The 23479-nt window shown below is 62.0% G+C and carries 28 protein-coding genes; 9 read left to right on the plus strand and 19 right to left on the minus strand.

Annotated features, from left to right (window positions below):
• Nucleotides 1-35: 35 nt before the first annotated feature.
• Nucleotides 36-248 carry a hypothetical protein gene (locus D6Z43_RS06495; RefSeq protein WP_120651164.1) on the minus strand — a complete coding sequence of 71 codons (213 nt, stop codon included), beginning with the start codon at nt 246-248 and terminating at the stop codon, nt 36-38.
• Between the two features lie 359 nt (nt 249-607).
• On the opposite strand from D6Z43_RS06495, the gene D6Z43_RS06500 reads away from it, so the two are divergent.
• Entirely contained in the window at nt 608-1339 is a 732-nt protein-coding gene (locus D6Z43_RS06500) for an SDR family NAD(P)-dependent oxidoreductase (RefSeq protein WP_120651165.1), read from the plus strand.
• Nucleotides 1340-1541: 202 nt separating this feature from the next.
• Here D6Z43_RS06500 and ampC read toward each other — a convergent pair whose 3' ends face one another.
• The 3 genes from ampC to D6Z43_RS06515 all read right to left on the minus strand — a co-directional run bounded on the left by ampC (nt 1542) and on the right by D6Z43_RS06515 (nt 4405).
• A complete protein-coding gene (gene ampC, locus D6Z43_RS06505; protein WP_120651166.1) occupies nt 1542-2711 on the minus strand; it encodes a class C beta-lactamase in 1170 nt (389 codons plus the stop codon).
• A gap of 121 nt (nt 2712-2832) precedes the next feature.
• Nucleotides 2833-4056: a cytochrome c biogenesis protein DipZ gene (locus D6Z43_RS06510; RefSeq protein WP_120651167.1), complete on the minus strand. Its 1224-nt coding sequence runs from the start codon at nt 4054-4056 to the stop codon at nt 2833-2835.
• An 82-nt stretch (nt 4057-4138) separates the two neighbouring features.
• Entirely contained in the window at nt 4139-4405 is a 267-nt protein-coding gene (locus D6Z43_RS06515) for a DUF2790 domain-containing protein (RefSeq protein ID WP_120651168.1), read from the minus strand.
• Nucleotides 4406-4682: 277 nt separating this feature from the next.
• Between D6Z43_RS06515 and D6Z43_RS06525 the strand changes: the two genes are divergently transcribed.
• The 3 genes from D6Z43_RS06525 (at nt 4683) to D6Z43_RS06535 (ending at nt 7358) form a co-directional block, all read left to right on the plus strand.
• Complete coding sequence (locus tag D6Z43_RS06525) at nt 4683-5423, plus strand: response regulator (RefSeq protein WP_120651170.1); 741 nt, start codon at nt 4683-4685, stop codon at nt 5421-5423.
• The gene (locus D6Z43_RS06530) at nt 5423-6730 is read left to right on the plus strand and encodes a HAMP domain-containing sensor histidine kinase (protein ID WP_120651171.1); all 1308 of its coding nucleotides are present in this window, start codon (nt 5423-5425) and stop codon (nt 6728-6730) included. The genes D6Z43_RS06525 and D6Z43_RS06530 overlap by 1 nt, the downstream gene beginning before the upstream one ends.
• A 127-nt stretch (nt 6731-6857) precedes the next feature.
• On the plus strand, nt 6858-7358 hold the full coding sequence (locus tag D6Z43_RS06535) for a DoxX family protein (RefSeq protein ID WP_120651172.1): 501 nt from the start codon (nt 6858-6860) through the stop codon (nt 7356-7358).
• A 339-nt stretch (nt 7359-7697) separates the two neighbouring features.
• On the opposite strand, the gene D6Z43_RS06540 is transcribed toward D6Z43_RS06535, so the two are convergent.
• The 5 genes from D6Z43_RS06540 to D6Z43_RS06560 all read right to left on the minus strand — a co-directional run bounded on the left by D6Z43_RS06540 (nt 7698) and on the right by D6Z43_RS06560 (nt 10993).
• Nucleotides 7698-8120 (minus strand): organic hydroperoxide resistance protein, encoded by a 423-nt coding sequence (locus tag D6Z43_RS06540; protein WP_120651173.1) that lies wholly within the window; start codon nt 8118-8120, stop codon nt 7698-7700.
• Between the two features lie 60 nt (nt 8121-8180).
• Entirely contained in the window at nt 8181-8927 is a 747-nt protein-coding gene (locus D6Z43_RS06545) for a DUF2063 domain-containing protein (RefSeq protein WP_120651174.1), read from the minus strand.
• Nucleotides 8920-9768, minus strand: a complete 849-nt coding sequence (locus D6Z43_RS06550) for a DUF692 domain-containing protein (protein WP_120651175.1) — start codon at nt 9766-9768, stop codon at nt 8920-8922. The genes D6Z43_RS06545 and D6Z43_RS06550 overlap by 8 nt, the downstream gene beginning before the upstream one ends.
• Before the next feature lie 68 nt (nt 9769-9836).
• Nucleotides 9837-10358 (minus strand): hypothetical protein, encoded by a 522-nt coding sequence (locus D6Z43_RS06555; RefSeq protein ID WP_120651176.1) that lies wholly within the window; start codon nt 10356-10358, stop codon nt 9837-9839.
• 218 nt (nt 10359-10576) lie between these two features.
• Nucleotides 10577-10993 (minus strand): MerR family transcriptional regulator, encoded by a 417-nt coding sequence (locus D6Z43_RS06560; protein ID WP_120651177.1) that lies wholly within the window; start codon nt 10991-10993, stop codon nt 10577-10579.
• Between the two features lie 75 nt (nt 10994-11068).
• On the opposite strand from D6Z43_RS06560, the gene D6Z43_RS06565 reads away from it, so the two are divergent.
• Entirely contained in the window at nt 11069-12298 is a 1230-nt protein-coding gene (locus D6Z43_RS06565) for an NADH:flavin oxidoreductase/NADH oxidase family protein (RefSeq protein WP_120651178.1), read from the plus strand.
• 51 nt (nt 12299-12349) lie between these two features.
• On the opposite strand, the gene D6Z43_RS06570 is transcribed toward D6Z43_RS06565, so the two are convergent.
• The 4 genes from D6Z43_RS06570 to D6Z43_RS06585 all read right to left on the minus strand — a co-directional run bounded on the left by D6Z43_RS06570 (nt 12350) and on the right by D6Z43_RS06585 (nt 15079).
• On the minus strand, nt 12350-12778 hold the full coding sequence (locus D6Z43_RS06570) for a nuclear transport factor 2 family protein (protein ID WP_120651179.1): 429 nt from the start codon (nt 12776-12778) through the stop codon (nt 12350-12352).
• A 161-nt stretch (nt 12779-12939) separates the two neighbouring features.
• A complete protein-coding gene (locus D6Z43_RS06575; RefSeq protein ID WP_120651180.1) occupies nt 12940-13440 on the minus strand; it encodes a GNAT family N-acetyltransferase in 501 nt (166 codons plus the stop codon).
• Between the two features lie 224 nt (nt 13441-13664).
• On the minus strand, nt 13665-14081 hold the full coding sequence (locus D6Z43_RS06580; protein WP_120651181.1) for a cupin domain-containing protein: 417 nt from the start codon (nt 14079-14081) through the stop codon (nt 13665-13667).
• Between the two features lie 176 nt (nt 14082-14257).
• On the minus strand, nt 14258-15079 hold the full coding sequence (locus tag D6Z43_RS06585) for an AraC family transcriptional regulator (RefSeq protein WP_174235576.1): 822 nt from the start codon (nt 15077-15079) through the stop codon (nt 14258-14260).
• A gap of 131 nt (nt 15080-15210) precedes the next feature.
• Here D6Z43_RS06585 and grxC point away from each other — a divergent pair, with 131 nt between their 5' ends.
• Nucleotides 15211-15462 (plus strand): glutaredoxin 3, encoded by a 252-nt coding sequence (gene grxC / locus D6Z43_RS06590; RefSeq protein ID WP_120651183.1) that lies wholly within the window; start codon nt 15211-15213, stop codon nt 15460-15462.
• Between the two features lie 54 nt (nt 15463-15516).
• On the opposite strand, the gene D6Z43_RS06595 is transcribed toward grxC, so the two are convergent.
• A complete protein-coding gene (locus D6Z43_RS06595; protein ID WP_120651184.1) occupies nt 15517-15858 on the minus strand; it encodes a hypothetical protein in 342 nt (113 codons plus the stop codon).
• A gap of 263 nt (nt 15859-16121) precedes the next feature.
• Here D6Z43_RS06595 and D6Z43_RS06600 point away from each other — a divergent pair, with 263 nt between their 5' ends.
• Entirely contained in the window at nt 16122-16676 is a 555-nt protein-coding gene (locus D6Z43_RS06600; RefSeq protein WP_120651185.1) for a magnesium transporter, read from the plus strand.
• A 332-nt stretch (nt 16677-17008) separates the two neighbouring features.
• Here D6Z43_RS06600 and D6Z43_RS06605 read toward each other — a convergent pair whose 3' ends face one another.
• The 5 genes from D6Z43_RS06605 to D6Z43_RS06625 are packed head-to-tail and all read right to left on the minus strand — an operon-like array spanning nt 17009 to nt 21975.
• A complete protein-coding gene (locus D6Z43_RS06605) occupies nt 17009-17326 on the minus strand; it encodes a cytochrome C oxidase subunit IV family protein (RefSeq protein ID WP_120651186.1) in 318 nt (105 codons plus the stop codon).
• A 17-nt stretch (nt 17327-17343) separates the two neighbouring features.
• The gene (locus tag D6Z43_RS06610) at nt 17344-18021 is read right to left on the minus strand and encodes a heme-copper oxidase subunit III family protein (protein ID WP_120651187.1); all 678 of its coding nucleotides are present in this window, start codon (nt 18019-18021) and stop codon (nt 17344-17346) included.
• 4 nt (nt 18022-18025) lie between these two features.
• Nucleotides 18026-18712: a cytochrome c oxidase subunit 3 gene (locus tag D6Z43_RS06615; protein ID WP_120651188.1), complete on the minus strand. Its 687-nt coding sequence runs from the start codon at nt 18710-18712 to the stop codon at nt 18026-18028.
• Nucleotides 18709-20484, minus strand: a complete 1776-nt coding sequence (gene ctaD, locus D6Z43_RS06620; protein WP_120651189.1) for a cytochrome c oxidase subunit I — start codon at nt 20482-20484, stop codon at nt 18709-18711. The genes D6Z43_RS06615 and ctaD overlap by 4 nt, the downstream gene beginning before the upstream one ends.
• Nucleotides 20485-20520: 36 nt before the next feature.
• Nucleotides 20521-21975, minus strand: coding sequence for a cytochrome c oxidase subunit II (locus tag D6Z43_RS06625; RefSeq protein WP_120651190.1), 1455 nt, complete (start codon nt 21973-21975; stop codon nt 20521-20523).
• 322 nt (nt 21976-22297) lie between these two features.
• On the opposite strand from D6Z43_RS06625, the gene D6Z43_RS06630 reads away from it, so the two are divergent.
• The gene (locus D6Z43_RS06630; RefSeq protein WP_120655204.1) at nt 22298-22861 is read left to right on the plus strand and encodes a TetR/AcrR family transcriptional regulator; all 564 of its coding nucleotides are present in this window, start codon (nt 22298-22300) and stop codon (nt 22859-22861) included.
• Between the two features lie 58 nt (nt 22862-22919).
• Entirely contained in the window at nt 22920-23399 is a 480-nt protein-coding gene (locus D6Z43_RS06635) for a nuclear transport factor 2 family protein (RefSeq protein ID WP_120651191.1), read from the plus strand.
• Nucleotides 23400-23479 lie beyond the last annotated feature (80 nt).

Raw genomic sequence — 23479 nt, forward strand, 5'->3', positions numbered from 1 at the left:
TTGGTGCTATCGGCGGCTACTCCCCCTGCCTGCCCTCAGCTCTGCGCGTGCAGAGCTGAGACTTCCAGCGGTTCGCTTGTCGAGTCATCCCGGCCCGACTCCGGCAATGCCTTCCGGCTGCCGAGCGGAGTCAGTTGAAAACAGACGCCGCTCGAATTGCGGTGGTTTTCGGTAGCGGCGTTGGTGTGTACGGCTACGCCGGCCAGGGAAAAGGCTATGGAAGTCAGGAAGCTTTTCAGGGTTTTCATCGATTTCATCCCGCAAAGGTCATAGACATCAGGCATGACCACCTGCAAGGCCCTCGCCCGCGATAGTCGGGCCCAGTCTCGATGTTGCCGATACCCCGCGTGTGTCGCCTGATGGTTGCTTTGCATCCTCATGTAGCCGCAAGGCGTCGGGATACAAGACCGTACAAATCGATCCGCTGATGTCATTCCCAGGTCGTGCCAAGCGCTCAATCACACCAGATTGATTACATCAGGTATCAACTGAAACAAGGCGAAGCTGATTTATCAACTTAAAGCGCATGAATATAGTCCTCCTCACCAGCGGCGAACCTCCCGGATCCGCTGCAACAAGCCCCAACTATTTCTGCGAGGAACACACCATGAGCAAGAAAACAGCAATCATCACCGGCGCATCCAGCGGCATCGGCCTGGGCCTGGCCAAGGCCTTCATCGACAACGGCTACAACGTCGTCGGTACTGCCCGTTCCATCGACCGCCTGCAGGAAGCCGCCGCCAGCCTGGGCAATCCGACCAGCTTCGTTGGTGTTGCCGGTGACGTTGCCGATCCGGCCACCGCCCGCAAGGCCTTCGCCGCGGCAATCGAAGCCTTCGGCAGCGTCGAAGTGCTGATCAACAATGCCGGCTTCTTCCTCCCGAAACCCTTTGTCGACTACACCCCGGAAGACCTGGAAAGCCTGCTGGATACCAACCTCAAGGGTGTGGTCTACACCTCGCAGGTAGCCGCTGCGCACATGCAGCAACAAGGCGGCGGACACATCGTGAATATCTCCGCGGCAGTTGCCCTGCAGCCGAACATCAACGTACCAGCGGCGCTGCCGGTGTTGATCAAGGGTGGCGTCAACCAACTGACCCGTGCCCTGGCCCTGGAACTGTCACCGCACAACATCCAGGTGAACGCCGTGGCCCCCGGCATCATCGATACCCCGATGCATGACCCGGCTGCCCGCGACTTCCTCAATAACCTGGCGCCTTCCGGTCGTGTCGGCACCGTTCAGGAAATCGCCGATGCCGTGCTCTACCTGGCCAAGGCCGATTTCACCACCGGCGTCGTGCTGGCCGTGGACGGCGGCATGAGCACTGGCAAGTGGTAATCGCTTGAAGGCATGAAAAAGGGAGGCTTCGGCCTCCCTTTTTCAATTGTGCGTGCTTGTTTGCTCTGGGGCGAATTGATTCGAAGGCAAAAAGCCATGCCCTTGGGGCGTGATCATGAGTCACCAGGCTATGGCCTGGGACGACCTCGCGAATAGGGTGCGGCACGCATCGATGCCATGCCGACGATGGCAATTCCACGGTCTACGGATGCGCCTCCAGCTCACCGAGAATGCGGTAGGCCAGCTTCACCCGCTCTTCGTTCGGATAATTCTTGTTGGCCAACAGCACGATGCCGAGCTTCTTCTCCGGCACGAAGGCCACATAGGCGCCGAAGCCATTGGTCGAGCCGGTCTTGTTGACCCAGACCGCCTGTTGCGGCGCCAGAGACGGCGTGATGGTCGTGACGGCATGACTTTCAAGGGCCATCCGGCTGGCATTGCCTTCCAGCAGCGTTTGCAAGGCAACCGGGTAGCTGTACTGCTCCCAGATCAGGTCCTGGGTCATGGCGCCCAGTTTGAAATAGCCGGTTCGGGTGGCGTCGATCGCCCGCTGCAAGGACGCATCCAACGCTGTCAGGCCCAGGTTGGCTTCGACGAAATGAAGCAGGTCCTTGCTGCTCGTCTTCACCCCATAGGCTTCCGCCGCCAACATCGCCGGATTCACACGCACCGGAGCATCTTCCTTGTCGTAGCCCTGGGCGTAGTTCGGCATCGCGCTGGCAGGAACGTCTATCCAGGTGTTGCCCATGCCGAGTTTCGGCAACAGGTCGCGCTCCATCGCCTGGACATAGGTCACACCCAGGCTCCTGGCGGCAACCACCCCCAACAGTCCGATGCTCGGGTTGGCGTAGGTTCGGTAGGTCCCCGGGGCGAACTGCGGCTGCCAGGCGTTGTAGTAGTCCATCAACTGGCTTTCATTGCGGACGTCGTCGGGCAGTTGCAGCGGAAAGCCGCCAGCGGTATGGGTGGCGAGATTGAGCAGCGTCACCTGGTCCAGCCGGCTGCCCTTGAGCTCCGGCAGGTAGCGGCTCGGACTGTCGGTGAGCGACAGCTTGCCTTGGGTTGCGGCATAGCTGGCGAGCGTCACGGTCAGGGTCTTGCTGATGGAACCGACCTCAAACAGCGTGTCGCCAGTGACGGCCTGCCGGGAGGCCTTCGATGCCACGCCGTAGTTGTAGAAGCGCCGCTCGCCCTGGGCGATGACGCCGATGGCCAGGCCTGGAATACCGTACTGCTGCATCACCTGGCGGGCGGCTTGCTCCACGTTGGCGGCGATAGCGTCCGGTCCGTCCGCTGCCATCGCCTGGCCGCCGAGCGAGGCCGCAAGGGCTAGCGTGAAAATCTGTGCGCGGCACATTCCTGTCAGGCGCATCGAAGTCGTCCTTCGGTCATGGAGGGGGGAAGAACCTACCATCTCGAGCAGATCCGTCCAAAAAACCTTCATCACCGGGTGTTGCGCGGCGCCTCCATGAGCCGCGCACGTCCGGAGGGGATCAGCTCGCGGCCTTGCCCGCTTCCGCCCGCTCCTGCAGGAGCTTCTGGATGATCGCTTCCTGCTCTTCGTAGTCACCCTCCCCGATGTGCAAGTGACGTACCCGTCCGTTGGCGTCGATGAAGTAATGCGCCGGCCAATACTGGTTGGTGAACGCGTTCCAGATGCGGTACTGGTTGTCGACGGCCACCGGGTGCTTGACGCCCAGGCGCTTGATTGCCTCGCGTACGTTGTCGATTTTTCGCTCGAAGGCGTATTCGGGTGTGTGCACACCAATCACCACCAGTCCTTTGTCGGCGTACCGCGCAGCCCACTGGTTCACATAGGGGAGGCTGTTCCGGCAGTTGATGCAGTCGAAGGTCCAGAAGTCCACCAGCACCACCTTGCCGAGCAGTTGTTCGTTGCCGAGCGGCGGGCCGTTGAGCCACTGGGTCGCGCCTTGCAGCGACGGCATAGCTCCCAGGTCCGGCAGTTGTTCAATGCTGTCGGCGCGGGCGCTGCCCACCAGGCTTTCCAGCAGGACTGGCACGCCATCGATCACCTTGCGCTCGAGCTCGGCCGCAAGCCGGGAGGACCCCGCTCCGGACAGTTGGTCGCTGGTGCCACTGGCAATGCCGACCACTGCCAGCAAAGCCACTGCACCGGCGCCGCGACGCAGCCACTCCACGGCGCCCAGCGACAGCTTCGCCCTTTGGAACACCCCACGCCCGAGGAAGATCAGCGCTCCCATCGCCAGGGCGCCGCCGAGGCCGTAGCTGAGCAGCAGCAGGCTGGTGGAGGCACTGGGGCCGTTGAGCATGGCACCGGACAGGATCAGGCCCAGGATAGGCCCGGCGCAGGGTGCCCAGAGCAGGCCTGCGGCAAAGCCCATCAGCCAGGCCGAAAGCGCCGGTGGCAGGCGACGGGCATCGCCTTGCAGCCGGTCACCCAACCAGAGCCAGGGGCGCGATAGCCAGGTGCCGACTCGCGAGGAAAGCAGGGCAGCCGCCGACGCCGCCAGCAACACCAGGGCGACGTAGCGTCCCCATTGGCTGGCGTCGATGACCCATTCACTGGAAACCACCGCCAGACTGGCCAGTACGGCAAAACCGGAGGCCAGGCCAGCCAGCGTCAGCAAGGGCGACCAGGCGGGACCGCCGGCGCGGGAAAACAGTAACGGCAGGACAGGAAGTACGCAGGGGCTGAACAGGGTCAGCACCCCGCCTAGAAAGGCAATGAGCAGCATAGGCACCTCAGTGGCATTGGCTCCCGGCAGTCACCGGGCTGGCGACCCGCGTCGTCTCCGGCGCAGGATCTGGAGTCATGTGTCAGTTTTCATTGCTGCAGGCATCGGAGTGCTTGCGGTACTCCAGGCTGTGCAGCCGACCCTTGGAGTCCAGGTAATCCATGCGTGCATCGACCACCTGGCAGAGAACGGATGGCGCCTCGCGCAGCGACACTACTTTGTTGATATCCAGATGCGTGCCGTAGCGATAAGGCTCCGGTGTGACACTCTCGGCGGCCTGCGCCGCAAGGCTGACGACGTTGAAAGTGGCTGCCAGCAAAAAGGCGGTGCCCAGGGATGCGAGTTTCATGCTGATCTCCCGACCAATTGAGAAAGGGGCGCAGATGCAAGGGGGCATCCGCTGGGTACCAATTTCATCGGTGGGAGGTATCGCCGATGTGTCCGGTGCGGACCGGGATTGCGCTGTCAGGTATCAGCGAGGGCTGCGGATACACGGTGATACGCAGGGCCATTGTGCAATCACAGGTATCAGCGCGGCGCTGGATACAGTGGAATACAAAGGCTTGCGGGCAATCGCCGGAAGGCCCGATACACTGGGCATCGAATAGCCATAGCGAGGTTTTTTCATGGACCATGTCGACCACATCCTGGTCGTTGACGACGACCGGGAAATCCGCGAGCTCGTCGGCAACTACCTGAAGAAGAACGGCCTGCGAGTCAGTCTGGCGGCCGATGGCCGGCAGATGCGCGCCTTCCTCGAGGCCAATACCGTCGACCTGATCGTCCTCGACATCATGATGCCCGGCGATGACGGCCTGCGCCTGTGCCGTGAGCTGCGCGTGGGCAAGCACAAGGCGACGCCGGTGTTGATGCTGACGGCGCGCAACGAGGAAACCGATCGCATCATCGGCCTGGAAATGGGCGCCGACGATTACCTGACCAAGCCCTTCTCGGCCCGTGAGCTGCTGGCACGGATCAATGCCGTGATCCGCCGCACGCGCATGCTGCCGCCGAACCTGCAGATCAGCGAGAGCAGCCGATTGATCGGCTTCGGCAAATGGCGCCTGGATACCACTGCGCGCCACCTGCTGGATGATGAGGGCACGCTTGTAGCCCTGAGCGGCGCCGAGTATCGGCTGCTGCGCGTCTTCCTCGATCATCCGCAGCGGGTGCTCAGCCGTGAGCAACTGCTCAACCTCACCCAGGGCCGCGAGGCGGACGTGTTCGACCGTTCCATCGACCTGCTGGTAAGCCGCCTGCGCCAACGCCTGCAGGACGACGCTCGCGAATCCGCCTATATCAAGACGGTACGCAGCGAAGGCTATGTCTTCTCGCTGCCCGTGCAACTGATCGAGCCGACGACGTGATGCCCCTGCCCCGCTGGCCAAGCACCCTGGCCGCACGCCTGGCGCTGATATTCCTCACCGGGCTGGTTCTGGCCTACGGGTTGTCTTTCGCCTCGCAGTTCTACGAGCGCTACCAGACCGGGCGCAACGTGATGCTCGGCAACCTGGAGCATGACGTGAGCACCGCCGTGGCACTGATCGACCGTTTGCCGGCGGAAGAGCGCGCCACCTGGTTGTCGCTTCTGGAGCGACGCAACTACCGCTATCGGCTCGACGAGGGTACGCCGGGCGTGCCCATGGACATGACCCAGGCCCACATGGCCGCAACCTCCATCGAACGGGCTATCGGCCAGCACTATCGGCTGCGCTTCGAGAACATTCCCGGTCCGGCCCCTCACTTCCAGGCGCACCTGACCTTGAGCGATGGACGCCCACTGACGGTGGATGTCACGCCCAGCCCCATTCCAGTGGCCCAGTGGTTGCCGGTGGTGCTGATCCTGCAACTGGCCGTGTTACTGCTCTGCACCTGGCTGGCGGTGCGCATGGCAATCCGCCCACTGGCTCGCCTCGCCCAGGCCGTCGACCATCTGGACCCGGACGCTCCCGGTCCGGAGCTCGACGAACGCGGTCCGCAGGAAGTGTCCTATGCCGCCCGCGCCTTCAATGCATTGCAGGGGCGCATCGGTGCATACCTGAAAGAACGCATGCAATTGCTAGCGGCCATTTCCCACGATCTGCAGACGCCCATCACACGGATGAAGCTGCGCGTGGAACAGATGGACCCTTCCCCGGAGCGGGAAAAACTATGGAGCGACCTGAACGAAATGCAGCACCTGGTGCGTGAAGGCGTTGCCTACGCACGCAGCATGGATGGGGCAAGCGAAGCGTTGTGCCGGGTCGACCTCGATGCCTTCCTCGACAGCCTCGTGTGCGACTACCAGGACAGCGGCCAGGCCGTCACCCTCGACGGTTCCAGCGGTCTTCTGCTGGAAACCCGCCCCCATGCCTTCCGCAGGGTGCTCAGCAACCTGATCGACAACGCCCTCAAGTTCGGCGGCAGTGCCCAGCTGGAAGTGCGACGAGATGCGCAAGGCAAGGTTCAGGTGCTGGTGAACGACAACGGACCGGGCATTGCCGAAGAGGAACTGCAAGAGGTCTTCAAACCGTTCTATCGCGTGGAAAGCTCGCGCAACCGCACGACGGGAGGAACTGGCCTCGGGCTAGCCATCGCCCAGCAACTGAGCCAGGCGCTGGGCGCACACCTGAGCCTGGCCAACCGTGACGGCGGTGGCCTCTGCGCCCGACTGGAGCTCGGCGCCGCCGATTGAGTCCACGTACAGAGCGATACACGACGGGCCACGGCTGACACATCCGGGACAATCACCTTCTTCAACATGGGCACACGAGCAGCGCCGGCACTCCCGCCGGCCCCGTGCAGGCCAACGGAGCCCACCCATGAGCAGCATTGCAACCTCCCCGTTCAAGTTCGTTTTCAACCAGCTCGACCGGGTCGGCGCCTGGAGCGCCGATCTGCCACTGCGCCTGTTCCTCGCCTGGGAGTTCTTCGAATCCGGCCTGGAAAAATGGAATGGGCAGAACTGGTTCGTGGATATCCAGTCCGCCTTCCCCTTCCCTTTCAACCTGCTGCCGCCCGAGGCGAGCTGGCAGATCTCGATGTGGGCCGAGTTGATCGCCCCTGTGCTCCTGCTGCTCGGTCTGGGCACACGCTTCGCCACCCTGGTGCTGATGGTGCTGACCGTGGTCGCCATTGCCGCGGTGCACTGGCCGGAACATTGGTCGAGCCTCTCGGAGCTCGCCCAGGGCTATTCCATCAGTAACAAGGGCTACGGCAACTACAAGCTGCCGCTTATCTATCTGATAGCGGCCATGCCGCTGCTGCTGAAAGGCTCTGGACGCTTCAGCCTCGATGCTTTGCTGTTCCGCCGACAGGCCTGAACCCCACTCGAAATGAAAAGCCCGCCTTATGTGCGGGCTTTTTCGTGTCTGCAACGCGATGGGATTCGTTGTTTTTGTGGGGAGCGAATTCATTCGCGAGCAGGACGCAGTGCCCGCTCGAACCCGGACCATCCCTCACCCCAGCCCTCTCCCGGAGGGAGAGGGAGCTGTCCGTGCCTTGGTTGAGCCCAACACCAACCCTGTAGGGGCGAATTCATTCGCCAAGCAGGACGCAGTCCTGCCGTAGGTTGGTCCGAGGAACGAGGCCCAACATCGCAACTGCAATAAAAAAGCCCGCGCACCTCTCGGGAACGCGGGCTTTGGCCTGGCCGTAATTGATCAGGGAATATCGAAGGTGACCTCGATATTGTCGCGAGTGGCCTTGGAGTACGGGCAGAGCTGGTGCGCCATCTCGACCAGTCGAGCCTTGTCTTCGCTCGCCAGGCCCGGCAGTTCCACCCGCAGCTTCGCCGCCAGGGCAAAGCCACCGTCAGCGGTATTGCCCAGGGCGATGTCGGCGACCACCGCCACGTCGTCCGGCAAGCGGATTTGCAGGCTCTGGCCGGCTCGGCGCAAGGCACCAATGAAGCAGGCCGACCAGCCAACGCCGAGAAGTTGCTCCGGATTGGTTCCCGGTCGCCCCGAGTTGGGCGCGCTCAGGCGCACGTTCAGTTCGCCGTCGGAGGATTCGCCGCGCCCATCGCGGCCACCGGTGGTGCGTGTCTGGGCGGTATAGAGAGTGCTTTCCAGTATTGCGGTCATCAGAGTGTTTCCTTGATGCAGGGAAGGATGTGCCGGCTGGCGCCGGCATTTGTCTGCGCCTCAGATGCGAGTGCCGGGCACTACGCCCTGGGCGCGCAGGTTTTCCAGCAAGGCAATGCCCTGCGGCAGGATGGCCTCGCTGTCCACGCCTATGGCTTCGGCCAGGGTCTGCAGATGCTCCCGGCCGGAGCAGTCACGCTGCTGCAGGGATACGAGCAGCGCGTGGGCCAGGGGCGCCAGGCGCGAGAAGTGGACTTTCTTGTCGACACCACGCCGCGCCAGCAACAGGGTCGGCTGACCGGGGATGTCTTGCGGCATGAAGTTGGGAGAGATCTCGCTCACGGGCCATTGATAGGCCAGCGGCCAGGCGAGGTTCGACAGCACGGGAACGCCGTCGAGCAGGTTTCCCGCCGGGTCGTGGTCCTGCTCACCGCTGCCGCTGAGGAGCAGCGCGGCCTCTACCCATTCGTAATGGGCCAGTTCCGGCAACCAGGCAGGCAGCTCGAGCTCATCGGCGCCGCCCTCCTCCAGAAAGCTGACGAACTCCCCGGAGATTTCAGTGAACAGGGGCGTCTGGCAGCGGTAATCGGCAAAGAAGGTTTCCACCAGGGTCTGCCAGCGCTGGGGGCCGAGGCTGGCGCGAATGACCGGAAAGCAACCCGCGAGCAGCGACTCCACATTGCCGAAGAACAACCGGCGGTACACGGCCAGGCGGCGCGGTTCGATCCCCGACGGCGGTGCGTTGTTCTGCGGGTCGCGTACATGGCGCGCCATGCTCATAAGCTGTTCATGCAGGACTTCATGCACGGCGCACCTCCGGCCACGAGATGACTGCCTGTTGGCGCGCCCGAATCTGCCCGACCTCACCCAACAGCTCCGCCAGCGGCGGGAAGTTGAAGTCACGCTCCAGCAAGGTCGGCAGCGCACCAAAGCGCTGGTAGGCCTGCTCCAGCAAGGACCAGACGCCTCTCTTCACGGTCGCGCCATGGGTGTCGATCTTCAGATCCGGCGCTTCGTCGTAGTGACCCGCCACATGCATGTAGACGACCCGCTCTGCCGGCAGAGCGGCCATGTACTCGGTGGCGTCGTAACCGTGGTTTATCGAGTTGACGAAGAGATTGTTGACGTCCAGAAGCAGGTCGCAGTCGGCCTCCTCCAGTACCGCGCGGAGGAAGTCGATCTCCTGCAATGCCTGGTAGGGCGCGGCGTAGTAGGAAATGTTCTCCACGGCGATGCGTCGCTCCAGGGAATCCTGGGCCTGACGGATGCGCGCGGCGACGTGGCGTACCGATTCGTCGGTAAAGGGCAGTGGCAGCAGGTCGTAGAGTTGACCGTCGTCCGAGCAGTAACTCAGGTGCTCACTGAAGAAGGCCACGTTGTGATCGTCGAGGAACTCGCGGATGCCTCGAAGCAGCTCGCGATCCAGTGGTGCCGGGCCGCCCAGGGACAATGAGAGGCCATGGCAGGCCAGCGGGAAGCGCTCGGCCAGCCGGGCCAGGGCGTCGCCATGCTGGCCGCCGACATTGATCCAGTTATCCGGCGTGCACTCGAGGAAATCCACGGCACCGGCATCCATCGCCAGTAGTTCCGGCAACAGGGCACGGCGCAAGCCCAGGCCTGCGCCCTGGGGGAAGGAAGCGATGTTCATGGGCGTTCTCCCGAAGTTGAGGAACCTCCCCGGCGTCAGGCGCCGGGAGGGTTAATCAAGGCAGAGGATCAGCTCTTGGCCTTGCTCATCTTGGTGAACAGTTCGGTGGGGACTTTCTTGCCGTTGGAGAGGTACTGGTTGCTGCGGAACTTGTAGACCTCGCCCTCGGACAGGAAACCGTCCTTGTTGGTGTCCATTGCGGCGAATTCGCCACTGCCGTTCGGTGCTACAGCCAGAAGCTCCTTCAGCGAAACGAGGCCGTCGTCGTCGGTGTCGGTGCGAGCGAAGGAGGCATCGCCACATTTGCCCTCGCCACATTTGCCTTCGGCAGCCTTGGCGGCGCCTGCTTCCGCGCCACCGCATTTGCCTTCACCGCACTTACCCTCGGCGGCCTTGCTTCCAGTGGTTTCAGCACCACCACACTTGCCTTCACCGCATTTACCTTCGGCGGCCTTGTCGGCGGCGGCGAGCATGTAGCCCTGGGGCAGTGCCTCAACGGCAAATGCTGACGAGGCCATGTTCATGCCACCGGCCAGGGCGACAGCGATCAGGCCAATACGGGTCTTGTTCGAGAACTGGGTACGGGACATGGAGTTTCTCCGGATACATTGGCGCGATCAGTCGCGCGGGGCGTGCCACAAGGGCATTGGAACCCTGGAGCGAGGCGCCGAGGCTGACCTCGTTCGGGTTTGGCTATTTCGCCTCAGCCATGTATCCGCGACGTATCCGGAGAAAAAGCATTTGTAAGCGACTCGTCGTGGAAGAGGCCCGGATACATTGAGATACGTCCGGACCCCGCTTCAGGCTTTCACGTCACCCGTTGCGGGTCGTTCCAGCCTTCGATGAACCGTCTGGCGTTGTCGACGCAACTCACGCCTTCGGGCTTTTCCCTGATGTGCCGGATAAGGTCCTGCAAGCTGGCCTTGCTCTGGGCCAGCCTGCGTTCCATCGCTTCGATATCCTCGATTTTCTTGTGCAGCGCTTCCACCAGTTCTCCCTGCTTCCAGTCGCCCAGATCGACCGGGATCAGCCCACGTATTTCATCCAGCGAGAATCCCGCCGCCTGAGCCCCAGTGATGATCTCCAGGATCAGCAACGCCTCGGGCGGGTATTCGCGATAGCCGTTGGCCTTGCGCGCCACAGTCGTGAGCAACCCCTTGGATTCGTAGAAACGAATCCGCGATGCGGCAAGACCGCTGTGCCTGGAAAGATCGCCGATTTTCATGGTTAGCTCCGACCCGCTTGACATTAAAGTTAACTTTAAACGTAGCATCCTGGCTCCGCAAAGGAGGAGCTATCGATGAGCCTGTTCGAACCGCTTGCACTGCCCAACGGCACCCGGATCCCCAACCGTCTGGCCAAGGCGGCCATGGAAGAAAACATGGCCGACGGCGACCATGCCCCCTCCGAAGCGCTGCTGCGCCTCTATCAGCATTGGGCCGATGGCGGCGCCGGGCTGATCATCACCGGCAATGTGATGGTGGATGGCCGCGCCATGACCGGACCGGGCGGCGTGGTGCTGGAAACCGACAACCACCTCGAGCGCTTCCAGCGCTGGGCCGAGGTCGCCCGCTCTCGCGGCGCACAGGTCTGGATGCAGATAAACCATCCGGGTCGACAGACACCGGCTGCCCTGGGCCAGCCGACCCTGGCTCCGTCCGCCGTGCCCCTGGATCTGGGCAAGTTTTCCAACCAGTTCCGTGTGCCTCGGGAAATGTCCGAAGCGGATATCGAGGAGGTGCGCCAGCGCTTCGTCAATGCCGCTCAACTGGCTGAACGCAGCGGCTTCAACGGCGTTCAGATTCACGCCGCGCATGGTTACCTGCTGAGCCAGTTCCTCTCGCCGATCAGCAACAAGCGTCAGGATCGCTGGGGCGGCGCCGTGGAGAATCGCGCGCGCCTGCTGGTCGAGATTGTCCGGGGCGTTCGTAGCGCGGTTTCGCCAGGCTTCGTGGTGTCGGTGAAACTGAATTCGGCGGACTTCCAGCGCGGAGGCTTCAGCCCGGAAGATGCGCGCAGTGTGGTCGCCATGCTCAACGAACTGCAGGTGGACCTTGTCGAGCTATCCGGTGGCAGCTACGAGGCCCCGGCCATGCAGGGGCAGGCCCGCGATGGTCGCACCCTCGCCCGAGAGGCCTACTTCCTGGAATTCGCCGAAAGCATCACCGCGGTTGCGCGAATGCCGCTGATGGTCACCGGCGGTATCCGGCGTCGCGCCGTGGCCGAGAAAGTCATCCAGAGCGGCATCGCACTGGCGGGGATGGCCACCGCACTGTCGATCAATCCGAATCTTCCGCGGGAATGGTCGAACGGTGGCGACGACGCCCCTGCCCTGCGCCCCATCACCTGGAAGAACAAGACCCTCGGCGCCATGGCGAACATGGCCGTGGTCAAGTACCAGTTGCAGCGGCTGAGCAAGGGTCGCGTCACGCGACCTGAGGTTTCTCCGCTACTCGCCTTGCTGGGGCAACAGGTTTCGACCTCGGCGCGGACGCGGCGCTATCGCCGCTGGATCGCCGGGCGGAACTGACCGAACGCGCGGGCCATGGGTATTCCATGGCCCATGCTACGCAGTGCGCTGTCAGGCCTTGGCTGCCGCAAGGTAGCCACCCAGGCGTCGGCCCATCTCTTCGCCAAGCGCTTGCAAGCCGCTCATGGGGCGGACCATCACCTCGAAATCGACGATCTTGCCCTGCTCGTCGAAGCGGATCATGTCGATGCCTTTCAGGTTACGGCCATCGACGTGCGCGCTGAACTCCAGCACCACATTGAGTCCATCGGCGGTGGCCAGTTGACGGTGGTAGGTGAAGTCGTTGAACACCTTGAGCACGGTATTGAGGATGGTCGAGACCACCATCGGCCCCGGATAAGGTGTGTGCGCCATGGGCGAGCGAAATACCACGTTCTCCGCCAGCAACTCCGGCAGCGCGGAGAGATCCTGCCGCTCGACCATCTCATGCCAGCGTTGCAGCGAGGCGGCGGCCTGGGGATGCAGGTTCAATTCGGACATCGTCACTTCCTCTCGATTGTTCTTCTTCTGGAAGCCCGGCAGGCGCGAGGCAATGCGTCTGGCAGGCAGGGCGAAGAAGGACGATACGGCCCGAAAATACCAGGTTCAATGATCGAAAATGACAGGATTATGATCCAGCCGAACAACCTGCAACGCGCGGTTCAGTGAGTCACCCGCGTCACCAGGTAGCTCAACAATTGCGGTTCGTCATCTGGAGCGATCTCGTGCACCGTTCGCGCAAGCTCGCCCAGCACGGTTCGCCAGAACGCCAGGGCGCTTTCGTCCTGCCGGTAGAAGCGCACCAGCCAGTCGTTAGTCCCGCTCGTCAGGACCTGCGTGGCCACGGCGCGGCCTACACCCAGGCGCCGGTACTTCTTGAGGATGAACAGGTCCGCCAATTCGAGGGCATCGATTCCGGGTAGTTCGCTCCGCTCGATCAGCAGGAATCCGGCGATGAATCCGTCAACCAGGATCAGGTGGGCGCTCCACAGGGGCTCCTGCCAGTACCGCGCCAGGTGTTCCTCATGGATGTAGAAGCGGCCGTCGACATCCACGTCTTCCTGTTCCCAGTCCGAGGACTCGTAGGCGTAAAACTGATACAGGTTTCGGATCAGCTCCATGTGCTCAACGGCGGTTTCGACCAGCTCGACGGCGCCGCTCATGGCCACTCACCGTGGCAGGGTTTCAGATGGGATAGAAAGGCTTGAATCGACGGCATGGACAGCTCGGTGCAAGGAAAAAAGCGGCGCGTATTCTTGCAGAAGTCGAGGTGTGTTTGTGTAGGAGCAAGCTTGCTCGCGAACAGTTCCGAGCACGACCCTTCGCGAGCAAGCTCGCTCCTACAAATGCAAGTGTGTTCAGCCATTCTTCCTTCTAGCCGCCCCAGTTACTCCTCCAGCTTCAGGAGCGGTTGGCCTTTCTTCACGATATAGGTCGCCAGTTCCGATGCCTTGTCCTTTCCGACGTTCGTCGCGACATGGGCCGTGCCGGCGGGAATGAACAGGGACTCGCCCGCCTTGAGGATGACGTTTGGACGGCCTTCCAGCTGGTACTCGAAGGTGCCGGAAATCACATGGGCAACTTCCGCGCCCGGATGGGAATGTCGAGGTGACGCGACGCCTGGCTCGAAGTCCACCAGAACCTGGATGGCTTCGTATCCGGGAACTTCCAGATCGTGGCGCGTGAGGTCCGTACGGTGGATGCCGTTCTGCCAACTGGCCTGGGGTTTTGCGTCATGTGCCTGGGCAAAACCAGCGATTGCCATCAGTGCCGCAGCGGTGGTGAGGGTTCGAATGTTCAGCATGGCAGTAGCCTCGGGGAGACAGGTTGGGGTGGCTTCACCCTATCCCCGGCATCTGCCGACGATGTGTCAGGACCCGGAGGGTTCTGCAAGCGCATGTATATGGCCGCGCGACTGACACACGCACATACAAAGCACCGACGGCTGCCAGGTCGAGATGGAAAATCGCCTGACTGCGCTCAAGCCAGCCGCTGTACCCACTCCCTCGGGCTGGCACCCACCTTGCGGCGGAAGGCCCTGGCCAGGGCGGATGGGCTCTCGTAGCCCACTTCATCGGCGATCAGCGCAATGGGCCGTCCTTCCCGGAGGCGCTTCTGGGCCAGACTCACACGCCAGCTCACCAGGTAATCCGCCGGGGTCATGCCCACCACCTCGCGGAACTGCGCGGCGAAGCTGGCACGGGACATGTTGGCGGCCAGCGCGAGATCGGCCACCGACCAGGGTTTGGCGGGAGCGTCGTGCATCAGGGTCATCGCCTTGGACAACCGAGGATTCGCCAGGCCCGCCAGCATGCCGCCGGAAAGCTGATTGCTGGCCATCAGGTGGCGCAGGAGCTGGATGACCATCAGTTCGAAGAGGCGGTCGAGCACGGCTTCACGCCCGCAATCGTCGCCAAAGGCCTCGCTGAACAGCCAGTCGATGGCACCAGCGATGCTCGGCACCGCGGACAGGGGCAACAACAGGTACTCCGGAAGCGCCCGCGATAACGGATTGTCGACCCCGCCATCGAACTCGATGGTGGCGCACACCAGTTCGGCGCCGTCTTCGTCGCTGGCGCTCACGCGGTGCGCCAGCGGGCGTCCCATCAGCATCAGGCTCGGCTCGTCGATCACCACACCTTCTCCATGGCTCGAACCCAGCGTCACCCGCCCGGCGCGCAGCAAGTGCACATAGCCGCGCGGCACGTCGCCCGGATAGGCCGCAACACCACAAAAGCCACCGCTGTAGAAGGTCGAGGCATGCAGGCTGAAGTTGCTCAGTAGGGACGACAGTCTGTCCACGTGTTTCACCCTCAGATTTAGACGATCTGCCGCATAAATTGGACTATTTGAACCCACTTTGACAGGCAGCTCCATAGCATTCATTGCAGGCTTGAACGCTGAGCCCTATCCCAATCCGATGGAGAACCACCATGAGCCAGGTGACCATGTACACCACCGGTTACTGCCCCTACTGCAGGAACGCCAAGGCCCTGCTGGCGCGCCGGGGCGTTACCGCGACCGAGATCGATGTCGAGTCCGACCCGCGTTTGCGGGCAGAGATGCTGGAAAGGACCGGACGTCGAACGGTGCCGCAGATCTTCATTGGCGAGCGCCATGTGGGCGGATTCGATGACCTGGCGGCGCTGGAGCGCCAGGGAGAACTGGCTGCCTTGCTCGCTTGAACGACAACCGCGCAGGTGGCTCGATGCCACCCGCGCGATCGGTCTTGCTGCTTGTCAGCCCAACTGATCGATCATCACCGTGTTGGTGTACACCAGGCTTCCGTCGCTCTCGCGGTGGCCCACGAGGTGGAACAAACCGCGGTCGTCGTCCTTGCTGAGAAAGACGCGGAACTGCAGATCCGAGAGCGAACCGCACTCGCTGGGCGTGACCAGTTCCATGTGCTCCATTTCAGCATCGATCATCACTTCGGGCTCATGGGTTTTCTGCAGGCGCTCTTCCGCTTCCTCAAGCAGCAGATGGTCAGCGTCGTTGACGTGAAAGTGCAGATCTCCCATCGGAATGGACCTTTCCACGCCCTGGGGTTTGCACCAGCTCTTGATGGTCAATGTATTCATCTAGCAACCCTCCTGACTTGTGCGTTGCCACGCCAGCTGTTCAATCAGCAGTTTAGACAAGCCCGATCGTCGAGAAGCGTCAGTCATCGCCCGATGCCGCGCGCCACAAGGGTTACAGGCGTTCGACAGGAAATCCGGATGCTATAATTTTCAAGTGAAAGAACCCTGAATTTTCAACCAGGGCTCATTGATAACCATCGGGAATAAATCCATCGATTGCGGGAGGCGAACGACCACTTCGAACCATAATCCGGAGGTGAGTCATGAACAGGCACTACTACATCAGCAACAACCTCGATGATCTGGAAACCCTCGAGTCCGAGCTCGAGGCCAATGGCATCAATACCGAACAGATCCATGTGCTGAGCGACAAGGATGCCGATGTCGAACAGCATCATCTCCATGATGTGAATTCCTTCATGAAGCAGGATGTCGTCCACTCCGGCGAGATTGGCGCTGCGATTGGCGTGCCTCTGGCAGCGCTGGTGTTGCTAGGTGCCTGGCTTGCGGGCTGGACTGATACGCCGGCGGGCTGGGTCCCCTTCGTATTCCTTGCGGTGGTCGTACTCGGTTTCTGCATCTGGGAAGGCGGTTTCTTCGGTATCCAGGTACCCAACGCTCACTTCCGCAATCTGAAGGAGAAGGTCCGGGAAGGTGAACATATCTTCTTCGTCGACGTGGACCCGGATCAGGAATCCGTACTCGACCGAGTCATCAATCACCATCCGCAGCTGCGCCTGGCCGGCACAGGTTCCGCATCGCCACACTGGATAGTTTCCTGGCTGCATCGCTGGCATCAGTTCAAACGGACCATCTAGGGCGCCCTCTCCCCCTCTCTCTCTGCGGGGAGAGGGGGGTATGCCGAAGGATTCATTCGCGGAACTGGGCCTCACCGCGAATCGTTGGGTTTCGCTTCGCTCTACCACAACCTACAAAGCAGGTCGTGCCGTTGTAGGGCGAATTCATTCGCCAAGCAGGACGTAGTCCTGCAGTAGGTTGGTACGAGGAACGAAGCCCAGCATTGCAGGGCTGGTGGATAGAAGCAGCGCTATCCAACCTGCGCGCCATAGAAAGGCTCGGCGTCGTAAGTATCCCCTCGGTGCGCATCGCGCACCCTGCTTCTGGGCCAGAGATTTCGGCTCAACGAGCACTACTGCCCCAGGAACGTTCCCCGCGTGAGGAACACGTAATCCGCCTCGGCAGCCATCAACCCCACCAGTACCAGCAGGCACAAGGGTGGCACCAGGATGGCGTAGACCAGCGCCAGGCGTTCCCATGCCATGTGCATGAAGATCGAGACGATCAGCCCCGCCTTCAACAGCATCAGGATGAGGATCATCGACCAACGGAAGACGCCGACGAAGTGGAAGTAGTCCACCAGGTAGGACAGGGTGCTGAGGATGAACAGCAGCCCCCATATCTTTAGGTACAGGCTGATCGGATGTTGTTGACCCTGTGCGTGCGCCATCTCATTTCTCCCCTGCTCTACCACAGGTAGAAGAACGCGAAGATGAAGACCCAGACCAGATCCACGAAGTGCCAGTAGAGGCCGGCGATCTCGACGATCTGGTAGTTCCCGCGTTGCTCGTAGTCCCCACGCAGCACCTTGAATGCCACGGTACAGAGATAGATGACACCCACCGACACGTGCAGCCCGTGGAAGCCGGTGATCATGAAGAAGCTGGCGCCGAACTGCGCCGCACCCATGGGGTTGCCCCAGGGCCGCACCCCTTCGGAAATGAGCTTGCTCCACTCGAACGCCTGCATGCCGACGAAGGTGGCGCCACAGGCAGCGGTGGCCAGCATCAAGGCAGCGCAACGTACCCGCTCGTGGCGATAGGCGAAGTTCACCGCCATTGCCATGGTGCCGCTGCTGCTGATCAGCACAAAGGTCATGATGGCGATAAGGATCAGGGGAATGCTCGCACCACCGATGGTCAGGGCGAAGACTTCGCTCGGATTGGGCCAGGTGGCGGTCGTGCTCATGCGCACCGACATGTAGCCAGTCAGGAAGCAGGTGAAGATGAAGGTGTCGCTGAGCAGGAAGATCCACATCATCGCCTTGCCCCAGGGCACCTGCTTGAAGGCATCGCGATCCGAGGACCAATCGCTGGCTATGGCGCGCCAGGTACTGGGGGCCGGGCTCTCCCTTGAACTGGCCATGGCTTCACCTCAGCCCGCAGAAGGCCGCTATGGCCTGGTAGATTTCCGGGGAACTGGTGAGCAACGCGAAAAGCACCAGCCACAACCCCAGCAGGTAGTGCCAGTAGAAGGCGCACAACGCCATGCCGGTCCGCAGCCGATCACTCGGACCTGCGCGCATGCGAACGCCAACCATCGCCCAGGCCACCAATCCGCCGGCCAGGTGCACGCCGTGCAGGCCGGTCAGGAGATAGAAGAAGCTGTTGGCCGGGTTGCCCGAGACCAGGTAACCCCAGGCAGTGAACTGCTGCCAGACCCAGAGCTGGCCAACGAGAAAGGCCACGGCAAAGACGCCCCCCAGCAGGAAGGCCAGGGCCGCAGTGCTTGCCTGGCTGCGCTCCCCCGCCACCTTGGCCCATTGCAGGCAACCGCTGCCGAGTGCCAGCAGAGCCGTATTCACCCAGAGCATCCAGGGATGGGCCAACGGCGCCAGTGGATAGGTCAGCGGGCGCCAGTCCGACACTTGGGAACGCGTGATGAAGGCCAACAGGAACAGCAGGAACAGCGCAGTCACCACGCCGAGGAACACCGCCAGGCCAACCTTTGCGGTCCGGTCACGATCCTGGATCGGCGCCTCGGGTCCGGGGCTGTCGCCTGGTCTCCAGCCGCCGGGTTCGCCATCTTCAGCGTGTTTCCAGAGCTGCGTACTCATGGCCGTTTCTCCACTGGTGCCGGATTGCCGTTCGCTTCGCGCATGCGCTGCAGCTCTTCTTCCGAAACGGTTTGCGGGACGAAGTCCTGCTCCACACCTGGAACGCTGTAGTCATAAGCCCAGCGGTGCACCACAGGGAGTTTCTCCCGCCAGTTGCCATGCACGGGCGGCGTATCCGGGGTCTGCCATTCGAGGCTCGCGGCCTTCCATGGATTACCACCCGCCGGCCGTCCCTTGAAGGTGCTCCAAGCCAGGTTGATCAGGAACAGCAACTGCGCCACGCCCACGATCAGCGCCGCCACGGTGATGAAGGCATTCAACTGCTGGGCCGAATGCGGGATGAACTCGTAGTTCGGGTATGCGTAGTAACGGCGCGGCATGCCGAGGAACCCGAGATAGTGCATGGGGAAATAGATGGCATAGGTACCGAGGAAAGTGATCCAGAAATGCAGCTTGCCGAGCGTGTCGTTGAGCATCCGCCCGGTGACTTTCGGGAACCAGTGGTAGATCGAACCAAACACCACAAGTATTGGTGCCACGCCCATGACCATGTGGAAGTGCGCCACCACGAAATAGGTGTCCGAGAGCGGGATGTCGACGATCACGTTGCCGAGGAACAGTCCGGTCAGGCCGCCCACCAGGAAGGTGACGATGAAGGCCAGGGCGAAGAGCATCGGCACCGTCAGGTGGATGTCCCCATGCCAGAGGGTCAGGGTCCAGTTGTAGACCTTGAGGGCGGTAGGCACGGCGATCACCAGGGTGGTGACGGCGAAGAAAAAGCCGAAGTACGGATTCATCCCGCTGACGTACATGTGGTGGGCCCAGACCACGAAGCTCAGCACGCCGATGGCAACGATGGCCCAGACCATCATGCGGTAGCCGAAGATGTTCTTCCGCGCGTGTGTGCTGATCAGGTCCGAAACCAGGCCGAAGGCCGGCAGCGCGACGATGTACACCTCTGGGTGGCCGAAGAACCAGAACAGGTGCTGGAAGAGGATCGGGCTGCCGCCCTGGTGGTCCAGTTGCTGCCCCATGGAAATCAGCGCCGGCATGAAGAAACTGGTACCCAGCAGACGGTCGAAGAGCATCATCACCGCGCTGACGAACAGCGCCGGGAAGGCCAGCAGCGCCAGGATCGACGCCATGAAGATGCCCCACACCGAGAGCGGCATGCGGAACAGTGTCATGCCGTGGGTACGTGCCTGCAGCACGGTGGTGACATAGTTCAGGCCGCCCATGGTGGCGGCAACGATGAAGATCGCCAGGGATACCAGCATCAGCACGATGCCCCACTCCATGCCCGGCGTACCCTGGGTTATGGCCTGGGGTGGATAGAGTGTCCAGCCCGCCCCGGTCGGGCCGCCCGGAACGAAGAAGCTGGCCAGCAGGACCAGTACCGAGAGCAGGTAGAACCAGTAGCTGAGCATGTTGACGTAGGGAAAGACCATGTCCCGCGCGCCCACCATCAGCGGGATGAGGTAATTGCCGAAGCCGCCGAGGAAGAGTGCCGTCAGCAGGTAGATCACCATGATCATCCCGTGCATGGTCATGGCCTGGTAGTAAGTGCTCGGGTCCATGAATTCCAGGCTGCCGGGGAAGCCGATCTGCATGCGCATGAGCCCAGACAGCACCAGGGCGATCAGGCCCACGAAAATCGCGGTCAGGGAATACTGGACGGCAATGACCTTGTGGTCCTGGCTCCAGATGTAGCGCGTGAAGAAGCTCGTCGGCTCGTGTAGCGCCTCGGCTTCGGCATGCTCGACGTGGGCCATTGCAAGCCCTCCGTAACGCAACGGGTCCGTCCGGTTCTACGGCGCCTGTTCCTGCTTCGCGGCGTCGGGATTGGCCCTGGACTTGATGAACGCGATGATCGCTTCCAGTTCAGGGTCGCTCGGGGTGAAGGCCGGCATCACCGGCGGATACCCCTTGACCACGGCCACCGCGGGCTGGAGCACCGACGCCTTGAGGTAGGCCTCATCCACTTTTACCTGGCTACCATCGGCCAGGGTTTCGGTCTTGCCGTAGAGCCCTTGCCATCCGGGTCCCACGCCCTGGCTGCCATCGATGGTATGGCAGGCCAGGCAACCGAGGGACTCGGCCAGTTGCCGGCCCTGCTCTGTTGCATCGCTTGCTGCTCCCGGAGCGTTCTGCTGCTGTTGACCGGCGGCGCTCAGCGACTGGATGAACGCGATCAGGGCGGCCAGCTCATCCTGGTTGAAAGTATAGGGCACCATCACTGGCGGATAGCCTTGCACCAGGCGGGCCTTGGGATCGAGGATGGACTCCTTCAGGTAGGCGTCGTCCACCTTCGCGCTGCTGCCGTCCACCAGTTTTTCGTCGCGGCCGTACAGATCCTTCCAACCCGGTCCGAGACTGGCACTGCCGTCCTGGCTGTGGCAGGCGCGGCAACCGTGGGATTCCGCCAACTGGCGGCCCTTCTCGATCAGGCTGCCTGGGCTTGGCTTGCTGGCAGTGGTCAGGGTCTGGGCGAAGGTGGGCTGGGCGGCCAGCCACTGGTCGAAGGCCGCGACCGGCTCGACGAACATCATCCCGCGCATGTTGAAGTGCCCTACCCCACAGAACTCCGCGCAGAGGATCTCGTACTTGCCGGCCACCGTAGGGGTGAACCAGAAGTGCGACACCATGCCGGGGACCATGTCCATCTTTCCGCGTATCTGCGGGATATAGAAATTGTGCAGCACGTCCTTCGAGCGCAGCAGGACCTTCACCGGACGGTCCAGTGGCAGGCGCACCTCGTTGTTCTTGATCAGCACGTCGTCCTGGCCAAGCGGGTCCTGCGGGTCCAGCCCCAGCGGGTTGCCGGCATTGACCCACTTCACGTCAGCGCGGCCGAGCTGGCCATCCTGGCCGGGAAAACGGAAAGCCCACTGCCATTGCTGGGCGATCACCTCGAGCGGGTAGGCATCCTTGGGCACCTGGACGAAGTCGCTGTACACCACCAGCCCCGGCGCGAGCATGCCCATGATGCCGATGGACGTGACGATGGTGAGCCACCACTCCAGCTTGCGGCTCTCTGGCTCGTACTTCGCACGCCGGCCTTCGCGGTGACGGAAGCGGATGATCGCCACCGCCATGAAGCCGACGATGGCGACGAAGAACACGCCGGTGATGAGCAGCGTGATGAGCAGCGTGGTGTCGATGGAACCCCAGTTGGAGGCAGCCGGGGTCAGGTGCCAGGGCGCCAGGAGGTGGAACAGCACGGACGCGACAACGATGATGATCAGGATGATTGCTATCGCCATGTTCCCGTCGCCTCGTTCCTGATGCTCGTGCGCGGTCGTGCGTGCGACGGTCATCGGCTGTACAGCAGAATCACATTCTGGCTTCCGGCATGACCGGATGCTCGGCCTCTGTTCCCCCAGTGGCAGATTTCGTGGCAAGTATAGTCGCTGGTTGCAGGCTGCCCTGCTCCCCACAAACGCCGATCCCGCGCGGCACGGAATTACACTTCGGCAGCGATGGATGAAGCCGAGAACTCATGGCTTTCATCCACCGGAAGACCGTTCATACCTTTTTTAGAAAAGAGGCTTGCTCGTGGAGAACGATCGTTCTACCATCTTTCACATGGACAGCAAATCAACTACCGATGTCAAAGATAAACTTCTCGAAACCGCCGAAGACCTGATTTACAGAAACGGTATCAATGCCACTGGCATGGACCTTCTGGTCAAGACTTCCGGGGTTGCGCGCAAGAGTATCTACAAATACTTCGGAACCAAGGACGAATTGGTAGCAGAGGTATTGAGGCAGCGTGACGAGCGCTGGATGAACTGGTTCAGAAACGAGGTCGAAAAGGCCGAGACGCCCGAAGCGCAGCTGCTGCAGATATTCAGCGTGCTCAAGGGCTGGTTCGAGTCGGACGGCTTCAGGGGCTGCGCCTTCATCAATACCGCAGGTGAAACGGGTGACCCTCAAGACCCCGTTCGCCTGGTTGCCAAAGAGCACAAAGAAAAGTTGCTCGGTTTCGTACTGGGGATTTGCCAGCAATATGGAGCCGTCGACGCGGACGCCCTGGCCAGGCAGTTTCTAGTCCTGATCGACGGCGCCATTACCGTTGCCCATGTACTCGGTGATAACAACTCGGCAGACAACGCACGGCAAGTTGCGCAAACGCTTCTGGGTAAATAGGAAGTCATCGTTCGGGCAACTTCAAACTTTGAACCTCTATTTGTATTGGAGACTTTCCATGTCCTCTAACGCTGAAGTTCGTCCGCCGCTTCCCCCTTTCACCCGCGAGTCGGCCATTCTCAAAGTCCGCCTGGCCGAGGATGGCTGGAACAGCCGCGATCCGGAGAAGGTCTCGCTGGCGTACACCCTGGATACCAAGTGGCGCAACCGCGCCGAATTCGCCTTCAACCGCGCCGACGCCAAGGCCTTCCTCACTCGCAAATGGGCCAAGGAACACGAGTACCGCCTGATCAAGGAACTCTGGGCCCACTCCGACACCCGCATTGCCGTGCGCTATGCCTACGAGTGGCATGACGATTCCGGAAACTGGTTCCGTTCCTACGGCAACGAGAACTGGGAGTTCGACGAGAACGGGCTGATGTTCAACCGCTACGCCTGCATCAACGACCTGCCGATCAAGGAGTCCGAGCGTAAGTTCCGCTGGCCCCTGGGCCGTCGCCCTGACGATCACCCGGGACTGTCCGAACTGGGGCTGTGACCGCAATCCCGGACTGGGATTTCCCGTTCGCAAGCCTATGTCCCCAATGCGTGGCGCCGAAGGTGCGCCACGTTCTTTCA

The sequence above is a fragment of the Pseudomonas sp. DY-1 genome, from assembly GCF_003626975.1.
GTDB lineage: Bacteria > Pseudomonadota > Gammaproteobacteria > Pseudomonadales > Pseudomonadaceae > Metapseudomonas.